This window comes from Verticiella sediminum, from assembly GCF_007558815.1.
GTDB classification, from domain to species: domain Bacteria; phylum Pseudomonadota; class Gammaproteobacteria; order Burkholderiales; family Burkholderiaceae_B; genus Verticiella; species Verticiella sediminum.
In genome coordinates this window covers 516822-528436 of sequence record NZ_VLTJ01000039.1, presented here as the reverse complement: position 1 = coordinate 528436, position 11615 = coordinate 516822, and the positions used below count along the sequence as shown (strand labels likewise).

General features: G+C 65.7%; 10 protein-coding genes. 4 read left to right on the top strand and 6 right to left on the bottom strand.

Annotated features, from left to right (window positions below; all coding sequences use genetic code 11):
- Nucleotide 1: 1 nt before the first annotated feature.
- On the top strand, nt 2–1153 hold the full coding sequence (locus FOZ76_RS21910; RefSeq protein ID WP_143950389.1) for an alkene reductase: 1152 nt from the start codon (nt 2–4) through the stop codon (nt 1151–1153).
- Here FOZ76_RS21910 and FOZ76_RS21905 read toward each other — a convergent pair.
- Nucleotides 1139–1486, bottom strand: a complete 348-nt coding sequence (locus FOZ76_RS21905; protein ID WP_143950388.1) for an ArsR/SmtB family transcription factor — start codon at nt 1484–1486, stop codon at nt 1139–1141. The genes FOZ76_RS21910 and FOZ76_RS21905 overlap by 15 nt on opposite strands.
- A gap of 156 nt (nt 1487–1642) precedes the next feature.
- On the opposite strand from FOZ76_RS21905, the gene FOZ76_RS21900 reads away from it, so the two are divergent.
- Nucleotides 1643–3079 (top strand): MFS transporter, encoded by a 1437-nt coding sequence (locus FOZ76_RS21900; RefSeq protein WP_143950387.1) that lies wholly within the window; start codon nt 1643–1645, stop codon nt 3077–3079.
- 25 nt (nt 3080–3104) lie between these two features.
- Here the strand turns inward: FOZ76_RS21900 and FOZ76_RS21895 are convergent, their stop codons facing one another.
- Both FOZ76_RS21895 and FOZ76_RS21890 read right to left on the bottom strand, forming a co-directional pair.
- Nucleotides 3105–3254, bottom strand: coding sequence for an SDR family oxidoreductase (locus tag FOZ76_RS21895; RefSeq protein WP_211366387.1), 150 nt, complete (start codon nt 3252–3254; stop codon nt 3105–3107).
- Nucleotides 3247–4602 (bottom strand): aminotransferase-like domain-containing protein, encoded by a 1356-nt coding sequence (locus tag FOZ76_RS21890; RefSeq protein WP_170235570.1) that lies wholly within the window; start codon nt 4600–4602, stop codon nt 3247–3249. Before FOZ76_RS21890 ends, FOZ76_RS21895 begins: the two co-directional genes overlap by 8 nt.
- A gap of 369 nt (nt 4603–4971) precedes the next feature.
- On the opposite strand from FOZ76_RS21890, the gene FOZ76_RS21885 reads away from it, so the two are divergent.
- Nucleotides 4972–6129 carry an MFS transporter gene (locus FOZ76_RS21885; protein WP_143950698.1) on the top strand — a complete coding sequence of 386 codons (1158 nt, stop codon included), beginning with the start codon at nt 4972–4974 and terminating at the stop codon, nt 6127–6129.
- A gap of 264 nt (nt 6130–6393) precedes the next feature.
- Nucleotides 6394–7803, top strand: coding sequence for an MFS transporter (locus FOZ76_RS21880; RefSeq protein ID WP_246129695.1), 1410 nt, complete (start codon nt 6394–6396; stop codon nt 7801–7803).
- A gap of 184 nt (nt 7804–7987) precedes the next feature.
- Here the strand turns inward: FOZ76_RS21880 and FOZ76_RS21875 are convergent, their stop codons facing one another.
- From FOZ76_RS21875 to FOZ76_RS21865, 3 genes are all read right to left on the bottom strand, one after another.
- Entirely contained in the window at nt 7988–8491 is a 504-nt protein-coding gene (locus tag FOZ76_RS21875; protein ID WP_143950384.1) for a DUF1801 domain-containing protein, read from the bottom strand.
- Nucleotides 8492–8876: 385 nt separating this feature from the next.
- Nucleotides 8877–11093 (bottom strand): DUF2158 domain-containing protein, encoded by a 2217-nt coding sequence (locus tag FOZ76_RS21870; protein WP_143950383.1) that lies wholly within the window; start codon nt 11091–11093, stop codon nt 8877–8879.
- A gap of 167 nt (nt 11094–11260) precedes the next feature.
- On the bottom strand, nt 11261–11491 hold the full coding sequence (locus FOZ76_RS21865; RefSeq protein WP_143950382.1) for a hypothetical protein: 231 nt from the start codon (nt 11489–11491) through the stop codon (nt 11261–11263).
- Nucleotides 11492–11615 lie beyond the last annotated feature (124 nt).

Sequence of the window (11615 nt, the reverse complement as noted above, 5' to 3'; positions counted from 1 at the left end):
CATGCTTTTTACGCCTTATCGTCTGGGTGGCCTGGTGCTGCCCAACCGTATCGTCATGCCGCCCATGACCCGCTCGCGCGCGGGCGTGGGCAATGTACCCACCGCGTTGATGGCCGAGTATTACGCTCAACGCGCCTCGGCCGGCCTGATCGTGACCGAAGGCACGCAGATCAGCCCCCAGGGACAAGGCTATGCCTGGACGCCAGGCATTCACAGCCCGGAGCAAGTGGCCGGCTGGCGCGGCGTCACCGATGCGGTGCATGCCGCGGGCGGGCGCATCTTCGCGCAGTTATGGCACGTCGGGCGGGTCTCGCACATCGCCCTGCAGCCCGGCGGCGCGGCGCCCGTATCGTCCTCGCCGCTGGTGGCCGAAGGCGTCAAGGTCTTCATCGACCCCGAGGGCCGGGGGCCGCTGGCCGGCGCCGGCGAGATGGTGCAGCATTCGACGCCGCGCGCGCTGTCCGAAATCGAGATCGCGCAAGTGGTTCAGGATTTTGCCGGCGCTGCGCGCAATGCCCTGGAGGCGGGCTTCGATGGCGTCGAGCTGCACGGCGCCAACGGTTATCTCATCAACCAGTTCATCGACTCGCAGGCCAATACGCGCACGGATGGCTATGGCGGTTCGCTACCCAATCGGCTGCGTTTCCTGCGCGAAGCCACCGAGGCAGTCGCGGCGGCGGTGGGGCGCGACCGTGTCGGCGTGCGGCTGGCGCCCCTGACCACGCTGCAGGGCGCGGTGGACGACACGCCGCAGGCGACCTATCTAGCGGCGGCCAAGGCACTCGACGACATCGGTGTCGCCTACCTTCATATTGCCGAAGCCGATTGGGACGACGCGCCCGAGATGCCGGCCGCGTTCAAGGAAGCGCTGCGCGTGGTCTATCGCGGCACGCTGATCTATGCAGGCAAGTACACGCACGAGCGCGCCGAGCTTGCGCTGCGCAAAGGCTGGGCCGACCTGGTCGGCTTCGGCCGGCCCTTCGTCGCCAACCCGGACCTGCCGGACCGCCTGCGCCACGGCTGGCCGCTCAATGTGCCCGATGCGAATGGCTTTTTCGGCGGCTCGACGGCGGGCTACACGGACTATCCGCCGGCGGCGCCAGCGCAACGGGAAATGGCGGCGGCGCGGCGCTGCGCATCAACGCAGCGGTAGATTCTTCGCCGTTGCTTCCTGTGTGAGCGCATCGCTCTGTACCGCGCCCAGCAATGCATCGAGCAGCCCCGGAAAGCGCGCGTCCAGGTCTTCCCGGCGCAGCGAGAGCAGGTTCTCCCGACCGTAGGGCCGCTGCCAGATCACGCCGCTGTCGCGCAGCACGCGCCAGTGGTGGGTCAAGGTCGACTTGGGGATGCCCTGCAAGACGGCGCTGCACGCATGCTCGCCGCCGCCGGCCAGCACACGCACAACGGTCAGGCGCAATGGGTTGCCCAGCGCGGTGAGCACGTTTTCCAGGCGAATCTGATTACGGTCGGGGTGGTTGGCAGTCATCCTCTCACGGTATTCCATAGTACGAGGACAGTCAAACTATCCGACGCTTCGGCGTCGGCTCGACAGGCGTGTTTACGTTAGTACGAGTATATGCGTACAATCCTACTGTTCGTATATTCTCGTACAGTAGCCCAAACGTCTGGAGCGTCTCTTTTCATGTCCTCTACTCCCCTGCCCTTTGGCGCGCACCGCTCGCTGAGCTGGAGCCTGGCTTTACTCGCCTTCGCCCAGCTCATCTACTCGCTGGACATCAATATCGTGTTCGTGGCCCTGCCGGAGATCGGCGCCGGCCTGGGCTTTTCCGGGCAGACCCTGCAATGGGTGGTGAGCGCCTATACCGTGTTTTGCGGCGGCTTCCTGCTGTTGGGCGGCCGCGCGGCCGATCTGCTGGGGCAGCGGCGCATGTTCATCTTCGCACTGTGGCTGTATGCGCTGTCCTCGCTGGTCGGCGGGCTGGCCTGGAGCCCGGCGGTGATCGTGATTGCGCGTGCCGTGCAAGGCATCGGCGCAGCGCTGCTGTTCCCGTCCACGCTGTCGCTGATCAACCGGCTGTTCGCCGAAGGCCCACCACGCAACCGTGCATTGGCGATCTGGGGCGGTGCGGGGGCGAGCGGCCTGACCCTCGGCTCCTTGGCCGGCGGCGTACTGACCAGCGCTTACGGCTGGCCATCGGTGTTCTTCGTGAACGTGCTGTTGGCCGCCATCGCCATCGTGGCGGCGTTCTTCGTGATTCCCAAGGATGCACCGCGAATCGAACGCCGCAGCTTCGACCTGCCGGGTGCGCTGACGGTCACGGCGGGCGCCACGCTGCTGGTCTATGCGCTGGTGCAGGGGCCGGAAGACGGCTGGCGCGCGACGCCCATCGTCAGCGCGCTGGTGCTGGCCGCTGTGTTCCTGCTGGCCTTCGCGGTGATCGAGTCGCGCAGCCGCGACCCGCTGATGCCGGTGCGCCTATTCGGCAACCGCAGCCTGGCCGCGGGCATGGCGATCACCTTCATCTACATGGGCACCTTCGGCGCGCTGCCGTACTTCCTGACGGTGCTGTTCCAGAGTGTCCAGGGCTACAGCGCCTTGCAGACCGGGCTGGCCTTCATCGTGCCGTCGCTGGCAATTTTCTCCGGCACGCAACTGGGGGCACGCCTGGCGAATCGCCTGCCCATGCGCACGACGCTGCTGGCGGGTTTCGTGGTCGGCATCCTCGGCACGCTGGCATTGGCGCCTGCCGCCTTCGTCGGCGCGCCCTATGCGTACATCGTGCCGGGCCTGGTGGTTTCGGGCATCGGCCAAGGCATCGTCTGGACCGCCATGTGGATCGCCGCCGCCTCGGGCGTGGCACACCATGAGCAAGGTATCGCCTCGGGCATGGCCTCGACCACGCTCAATGTGGGCAATGCCATCGGAATCGCCGTGCTGGTGGCCTTCGCCCATCGTGGGATAGGCGGCTTGCAGGGCGATGCGCTGCGCGACGGACTGGCGATCGGTTCCCAGCACGCCTTCTATCTGGCGGCGGCCGGTTTGGTGCTGGGTTTGGCGGTGTCCTTGGCCCTGCCGCGCAGGACAGCATGTGCGGCACCGTCCGGCGCCGCGGCGTGACGAGGCTTTGCGCTTTGGCCCGTGGTCAAACGTCGCCAGAAACGCGGACCACGCTGGCCGTCATATAGGAGGCCTCGTCCGAGAGCAGCCAGAGCACGGCATTGGCGATTTCGTCCGGATCGGCGATCCTGCCCATCGGCACCCTCGACTCCGGCGTTGCGCGGGTGCTAGACAACGGTTTCGTCCTCCGTATCCGCGAGTAGCCGCGCCACGGTTTTCAAGGCACGCTCCATATCGTCCCGTTCCGCCGGCGCGAGAATGCACAAACGGACACCGCCGGCCTGGGCTGCGCCGACCGACGTTGCATCCGGCGGGGTGAGCCGGACTCCATGCTCCGACGAACGGCGTGCGAGCCGTTCCGCGTCCATGGCGGGCATCGGTAGCCAGAGATGCGGCGCGCCTTCCGGCATGGGCAGCGAGGACAGCCCCAGGATCCTCGACGCCATGGCGGTGCGGATGCCGGCCTCCTTTCTCAGCGCCTGCGCCGCCACCACGTCGGCCCCGAGTTCGATCAACGCGCATCCCAGTTCGAGCGCCGTGGGCGGCGCGCCGAAGACCTCGGCCCGCAGCGCCCGCAGCAGGGGCGCGAGCCGATCCTCGGGCGGGACCAGGACGCCCACCCTGGCCAGCGGGGTCAGGCACTTCGAGAGGCTCGTCAGGTAATAGACCCGTCCTGGCGCGAGTTCCTTGTAGGTCGGCCTGCCCCGGACTGAATAGATGCCATAGATGTCGTCCTCGACGATGTAGGCGTCGTGCTTCTCGGCGATCTGGATGATCTGCCGTCGACGGGCCTCTCCGACCTCGAAGCCCAGCGGGTTCTGGCAGACCGGCGTGGCGTAGATCGCTCGGCAGCCGGTCTCCTCGAGCACACGATCGAGCTCGTCGGGGAGCATCCCTTCGCCATCGTGCTCTACCGGCTGCCAGGCGAGGTCGAGATGCGCGGCGGCCGCGATCGCGCCGGAGAACGTTGCTGCCTCGCACGCGATCGAGCGGGAATGCCGTTTGAGGTCCGCAAAAGACAAGTGGATCGCCTGCTGGGCGCCAACGCACAGCATGAGCTCGGCAGGGTCCGCGTCGAGACGGGTTCTGCCGAGCCAGCCCGCCAGGATCGTGCGTTGAGCGAGCGTGCCTTTCAAGTCGTACAGCCCGCCGCTGGGCACCCCGAGAACCTTGCGTGCCGATCGCTCGGCGGCCGCGATGAACAGCGCCTCGTCTATGAGCAGCGGCGGCACATTCAGCGTCAGATCGACCTGCGTAGCGCGCTGCGGCCTGGCGATCGCGTTGATGAACGTGCCCCGGCCGACTTCACCGCGCACCAGGCCGCGGTTGCTGAGCACGTCGACGGCCTTGGTCACGGTCCCGATCGCAACACCGGCTCGCCGTGCGAGTTCCCGGTGCGTCGGCAGGCGTTCGCCCGGCTTGTAGCGGCCATCTTCGATCATCGCCGCGATCGCCTGCGCCAGCCGCTCGTGCAGCGGCGTGTCGGCATCGGGCAACGCGATCTCTGAGGCGGCTTGATTCATGGGCGACACCGAGGAAATGAACACGAATGTATCACGAGCATTTCCGGAAGGACCAAGCCCCGGGAATGCCTGCGACGGAGGGCATCTTGAGCAGGGTAGCGAGGGAGCGTCTCTGTCCGGCATATTGACTTCGTCAAGTACATTACTCAGAATTGTCTCAAATGTATTTTGACTAGCGACTCAATACCGAGGCAGGCTGGGCCAGCACGTCCAGAGCCGATCCAGGCGCCCCGCCCGCCGAAGCGGCCGCCAGACCCAACCGGGGCGAGAAAGAAAGTGGCGTGCAGATTCAAGGCTTTCCGACTGCATTCGCCACTCGGCCACGCCGCTGTGGCAATCATCGCCGCGGCGTTGATCGGCGGCGCCGCCATGGGCGCGCGCCAGACTTTCGGGCTGTTCGTCGGCCCGCTCTCATGGGATCGCGGCTTTTCCGTCGCCCTCGTCGCCTTCGCTATCGCGTTGCACAACCTTGTCTGGGGTGCGGCCCAGCCATTCGCGGGGGCCGCCGCCGACCGCTATGGCGCGGGCCCCGTCGTGGCGCTCGGCGCGGTGGTCCTGGCCGGCGGCCTCGCGCTGACCGCCCTCGTGCGATCCGAGGCGATGCTGATCCTGGGGATCGGCGTGCTCGTGGGCATCGGCATCAGTGGCACCAGCTTCGGCGTGGTGATGACCGCGATCGGACGCGCCGCGCCGGCCGAGAAGCGCGGCCTTGCGATGGGCCTGGCCAATGCCGGCGGCTCGCTCGGCCAGGCCTTGTTCGTTCCGCTCGTGCAAGCGGTCTCGGCGCACGCCGGCGTGGCGGCAGCGCTACTCGTGCTGGCCGGCTGCGCACTCGCAGTCGCCCCGCTGGGCATGCTGCTCGAGCGCAGGCGGATCGAACGCGCCGCGCCCGCCGATGCGCCTTCGCTGCCGGTGAGCAAAGCGGTGGCGCAGGCGCTGGAACACCGCGGCTACTGCCTGCTGACGATCGGCTTTTTCACCTGCGGCTTTCAGCTCGCCTTCATCGCCACGCACCTGCCGTCCTATCTCGTCCTCTGCCACATGCCGGCCGGGCTCGGCGCAACGGCACTGGCACTGATCGGCCTGTTCAACATCATGGGAAGCTGGGGTTGCGGCTGGCTGGGCGACCGCTTCCGGCAGCAACACGTCCTGGGCTGGCTCTATCTGGCGCGGACCGCCGCGATCGCAGCCTTCTTCTTCCTGCCCAAGTCCGGGCCGACGGTGGTCGTCTTCGCGGCCATCATGGGCCTCACCTGGCTCGGCACGGTGCCCCTGACCAGCGGGCTGATCGCGAAGGTCTTCGGCACGGGACACCTGGGAACGCTCTTCGGCATCTGCTTTTTCAGCCACCAGATCGGCTCGTTCCTCGGCGCGTGGCTGGGCGGCGTGTTCTTCGATCTCACGGGATCCTATTCGCCAATATGGCTCGCCACCATCGCCGCCGGCCTGTTCGCGGCGGTACTGCACTTTCCCATCAACGACTCGCCCGCCATCCGAACAGCGTCAGCGAAAGCCCGGATCCCGTGACGGGGCGATTCTCAACACAATGAATACATATCGTTTATGGATATGCTATTTGTGTCGAGGTACAGGAAGACAATAGTTGCTTCTGCGTCGCTGCCCGCGGTTGCCCACGACGCCGTCGGGGCCGGGCACCCTGATCGCTACAATGAGCCTCGACGCTCCATCAGCACAGGCTTAATGACGCAACCTCCGGCCGTTTCACGCGCAGGCCCTGCCCCGGCAGACAGCGACGCAATCTCCAACGCTGTTCGATGGCGGATCCTGGCGGTGCTGCTCACCGCCATATGCATGACGCTGATCGGCATCAGCATCGTCAACGTGGCGCTTCCGTCCATACAGCTCGCCCTGGACGCGTCGCGTTCCGACATGCAGTGGGTGCTGTCGGGCTATGCGCTGACCTTCGGGGTCGTGCTGGTGGCCGCCGGACGCGCGGGCGACCTCATGGGCCGGGGCGGATTCTTCCTGTTGGGCGCGGGGATCTTCACCGTGGCCTCGGTCGTCGCGGGTCTGGCGCCCGACGCCACCTGGCTGAACGCCGCCCGGCTCCTGCAAGGCATAGGCTCGGGCCTGCTCAATCCCCAGGGGCTCGGGATGATCCAGCAATACTTCCGGGGCGCCGAGCGCGGGCGGGCATTCGGCTACTTCGGCACGGCAGTCGGCTTTTCCGTCGCCATCGGTCCCGTACTGGGCGGGTTCCTGATCGAGCTGGGCGGCCTGGAGATAGGCTGGCGGCTGACTTTTCTGGTCAATGTCCCCATCGGCATCGCCACGATCGTCCTGGGCTTGCTCTGGTTTCCGAAACCCTTGATCAGCGGTGCCAGGGCGCCACGGTCCAGCAAGTCCGGTCGGCTCGGATACCTGCTGCGCGCCCTGGACCCGGTCGGCTCGGCCTTGCTGGGACTGGCCGTGCTCGCCGTGCTGCTGCCATTCGTCGAATCCCGCGACAGCCCTCTGGCCTGGCTGCTGCTGCCGCTGGCCGCTCTGCTGTTCTATCTCTGGGTGCGCTGGGAGCGGCGCTACGCGCGGCTGGGGGGCAGCCCCATGGTCGACCTGAACATCTTTTCCACCGCCAGCTTCACCAACGGCATCATCATCATGGCGCTCTACTTCCTGGGCATGACCAGCGTCTGGGTGCTGATCGCGCTCTACGTCCAGGAAGGGGTCGGCCGCACGGCCCTGGAGTCCGGGCTGTTCGGCATCCCGGCCTCCCTGCTCTCGGCCTACGCGGCGCACTGGGCCGGCACGCGCGTGGCCCGGTACGGCCGCCAGCTCGTCATCGGCGGACTCATCCTGGCCCTCGCCGGCCTCGCGAGCAGCAGCGCCGTCGTGCTTCTGCACGAACAAGGCCATCTGAGCATCTGGTGGCTGGTGCTCTCGCTATCGTTCATCGGCCTGGCCCAGGGGGCCGTCATCAGCCCCAACCAGGCGCTGACCCTGGAGGACGTGCCGCTGGACTATGCGGGCAGTTCGGGCGCCATCATGCAGACCGGCCAGCGGATCGGAACGTCGATCGGCATCGCCATGATCACGGCGGCGGTCTTTGCCGCCCTGACGGTATCCTCGTGGTCGATGGCCGTGACCCTGGGCTTCGGCGTGATCGGCGTGGTCGTGGTGGTGGCGCTGGGCGTCGCCTGCAAGGACCTGCGCGACCGAGGGCGCAACCGGCGGCAGCGCTGAACCGCCGGACGGGTCGATCTGCAATTGGAAAGGCACAAGCTCTCCATGGCCGTGCGCAGGGGTGCGTACATCGCCGCCCTGTGGCTCGGGGCGGCGGCGATATGGGCGGGGCTCCTGGTGCCGATGTACGAAGCCGCTGCCCAGAAAGGCAGGACGGCCGCGACCCAGTCCGGTTGCCCGCCCCTCACATCCGCTCGCCGGGCAGCGCCCCGGCCTGCTTCACCCAATCCATGAACTGCGCTTCATCGATCTCCTCGTTTTCGTGAATGTCGAGATAGCGCACGTCCTTCTGCTTGGACGGGCCGGGAGGGACCGGCCTGAGCAATGCACCGCGAAAGAAAGCGACCTTGACGTACCTGGTCATGCAATGAAAGCTGAGAAACCAGACGTCCTTCTCCATTCCGTAGAAGGGCGAGTTCCATTTCACCGCCTTCTCCACCTTGGGAAAGACCTGCACGACGAGCTTGTCGAGACGAGCGCCGACCTCGCGCTTCCAGCCCGGCATGGCCGCGATGTACTTTTGAACGGGTGCGTCGCCATAGCCCTTTGCGATCTGAGGGTTGCCACCCGAAAGCAGCACCGGCGCACCGGATGCCGGCTCCACCGACGCCTGGCCGGTTTTACCTTTGGCGCCGTACGACTTGGTCGCGGCTTTCGCCGAACCCTTGCCCGTGGTCTTCTCCGTCATGCTCGCACCTCCCTGCAAGAATACCGAGCAGCCCTGGTTGTCGATATAGGGCAGGAAGTCCGGTCAGCGCTTCGTGCCGCCCCTCGAGACCGTACTCACGGCCAGTGTGCCGTGCGATAGCCGATTCCTGTAGCGCTCTCGGTAGCTATTCTCTCAGCGCGTAACGCCAATCGCAGAGGGCGAGCCCGGTGGTAGATTTTATTGTACGCAATCGCTTGGGCCTGACGGCGGAGCCATGGATATGGCGCTGCTCCGGTTCGCCAACGTCGAGGGTGCCGGCCGATGTCGGTCTCCTACGCTCCATCCAGCCATTCGGACGCCTCGGCCAGGGGACGGCCGTGCCGGTGCCGGCGGCGGACCGAGTACCGCGTGTTCAAAACGAAGCTCAAGAAAAGACCGACGCTTTCCAGCCCGCCAATGCCAGAGCGGCAGTGACGCCGGAGGGTAGCGCTGGCGATGCGCCGGAGCGAATCACCGTGCCCTTGATCGCGGAAGCGGTAGAAAGGTCAAAGTCGCTCGCGACGCGGCAATCCGAAAACACTGTCGGATAAGAGGCGTTGACGCCGGCGCCGCACATTTTGGCGTGGGTCTCGCCGCTCAGGATGATGGGATTTTCAAGCCTGCAACCGTAGTATTCGAGCGCCGAGGTATTGCCTGCCGTCGCGCGTAGGTCCACGCGCTGCACGCTGCATTCGGAGAGCGAAAGCTGACTGTTGCGCAGGTAGGACTGCACATAGACCGCCCGGCACCCGCGGATGCCCACGATCGCGCGCATTGACACGCTGTCCTCGTCGCCGGTGTCCAACGTCTTGCCGCGCGGATTGAACGGCGTCATCGCCACAGGCCCGCCACCACAATCCACGATATCGATCGTCGTCCAGCCGTTGGGGTGCAGGAGCATCCGGCAAAGCTGCACGAAATTCCCGAAGCGGTACGCCGGACCATTCTGCGCGACGCCGCGCACGCTGATCTGGTGCGGCGCGTACACAACAGCGCCGGCCTGCACCGCGATATCGACGCCCAACAGCACCAGGTTGTCAGCCCCGGGATACGGGCCCACGCGCCGGCTGCGTTCGACGATGATCGAATCCGGCAGCCGCACGGGGGCGTAGTCGTTGCCCACCCCACCACCACCCGACGAGTCGAGCCGCACGAACGCGATGGTGCGTCCCGTGGAATTGCGGATCTCGCAATCCGAGACGGTGAGCCGGCCCGAGAACAGATCACCCGAGAAATCCGGCCGATCGCCGACGACGGAGCTGTCGTAAACAATGCAACGCAGGGCACTGATGTATCCGCCACCCCAGCCGATGAATATGCCGCGCTCGGTAAGCGTGCAATCGATGGCGGCGATATTGTGCCCGCTATGGTGCGCATCGATCCGGTTGAGCGTACAACGCTCAACGCGCAGCCCGTTCACGTAGTTCGATGCGAACACCGGGCGACCGGGCGACGTGTGGCATTCACAATAACGGATCTGCGCGCCGGCGCTGACGTTGAAAATGTACGTACCGCTGGTGACGCCGGTCTGCTTGCGAGACGGGGCGATGATGTCGTCAAACGAAACGTCCGAGGCTCGGTCGACGTCGAAGAGCGCGCAGGCGTCGACCAATCCGTGTGGATTGATGTACTCAAGAACCCTCGACCTGACCACGCGGACCATGTTCCGCCTGACGCGGATGAAAGTCTGGTTGTTATAGCCATCGGACGGGAACGTGCTGTTGCGCAATTCGATCCAACGGCGGGGATTCGCGCGGTGCTTCACCGAGATCCACGTGGACGCCGTGAGGTCTGCGCTCAACGGGCCTTGCACCACGCCGTCGCCGATGACCTTGAACGACTGCGCGTACGAATACGTGCCATTCCGGGCTCGGTTGCAGATTTGCACACTGGAAGTCAGGAACCAATAGCCCGGCTCCACCCCGCCCAGCGGCCGGCTGGACATCGCGGCGAGATTCGTGTCGGCCAGCGGGATCGAGACGTCGACCAGCGGCGTGCCCTCGTCCACTACGTCGAACATCACGTTGAGCGTGTCGTGCGTTGGACTCGCGACAATACCGTTCAGCGGTTTGATCAGGCAGCCGCAAAAGTCCACATCGGTACCAACCGGGACCATCGCATTGGCATCAACCGACATCGCGTTGATGCCACGATAGCTCACCGACAGGCCTGCGTCGTTGGCCTGAGCATGCGCGGCGTGCAGCGCCAACGTCCAGTCCCAGTCAGAAGGCACCGGGGCCGCACGATCGACCAGATGCAAATAGTCTTTGACTACGACCTCGGTGCGCAGTCGATCATCGACCGTCTGCAACTCCATGAAGCCCAGCAGGCCGGCTGCGCCCACTCCCGAGATCTTCTGTGTCGAATACACCAGGTTGGGGCCTGGCGGCAGATCATCCCCGATCTCAATATCAGCGGCAACAGAGGCGGAGCGCGGCTGCGGTACCGCCTTCAGCGCTGCCGACGGGAACGTTGCATTACCGAGTGTGCCGTCCACCGCCATCCAAGTGCAAGAGATCGAGTCTGAACCTTCGTGCACATCGACCACAGTCATCCACCCGCCACCGCTTTGCAAACGCACAGCGTCGCCGACCGAGAACATCGCCGTCTCCTTTGGTGAGATTGATCAAACCGATCAGGAATCAGAATAACGGCCCAGCAGGTTTAGACGTAAAAGAGCCCGCCCAGGGCCGGCGTGTCATAGGTCTGGACTCGCAGGTCCACAGCACATGCGATTCTGAGCCGGCGGGCGGGATCGGGCTCGGTCTCTTACTGGTCGAGCAGAGGGCCGCCTAGCCAGCCCACTACGTCAATGCTCTCGAGGGGCAGGCCAGTGCTCTGCGCGATGTATGCGATGAGCTCATCGCGGGTCTCGAAGGTCTTGCCTGCGGCATCGTCGAGCCTGACGATGCCCCGCCCCTCCACCTCGTTCTTGCTGTACACCTCCCGCACAAAAACCCTGCCTCCATCCCAGTCCCCGAAGACCTCGAACTCATGCATGTGACACCTCCATATCTGTCGCCCTCGCCTAGGCGCAAAAAAGATACCGCTCGGCAACGCCAGCGGGTCGGATACGGGCATGGAGAAGTCCGCTCGACGAAGGCGGGTACTGCGAGAGATGCAG

Coding starts and splice junctions, on each gene's coding strand:
- FOZ76_RS21910 (WP_143950389.1), top strand. CDS start 2: ATGCTTTTTACGCCTTATCGTCTGGGTGGCCTGGTGCTGCCCAACCGT.
- FOZ76_RS21905 (WP_143950388.1), bottom strand. CDS start 1,486: ATGACTGCCAACCACCCCGACCGTAATCAGATTCGCCTGGAAAACGTG.
- FOZ76_RS21900 (WP_143950387.1), top strand. CDS start 1,643: ATGTCCTCTACTCCCCTGCCCTTTGGCGCGCACCGCTCGCTGAGCTGG.
- FOZ76_RS21890 (WP_170235570.1), bottom strand. CDS start 4,602: ATGAATCAAGCCGCCTCAGAGATCGCGTTGCCCGATGCCGACACGCCG.
- FOZ76_RS21885 (WP_143950698.1), top strand. CDS start 4,972: ATGGGCGCGCGCCAGACTTTCGGGCTGTTCGTCGGCCCGCTCTCATGG.
- FOZ76_RS21875 (WP_143950384.1), bottom strand. CDS start 8,491: ATGACGGAGAAGACCACGGGCAAGGGTTCGGCGAAAGCCGCGACCAAG.
- FOZ76_RS21870 (WP_143950383.1), bottom strand. CDS start 11,093: ATGTTCTCGGTCGGCGACGCTGTGCGTTTGCAAAGCGGTGGCGGGTGG.
- FOZ76_RS21865 (WP_143950382.1), bottom strand. CDS start 11,491: ATGCATGAGTTCGAGGTCTTCGGGGACTGGGATGGAGGCAGGGTTTTT.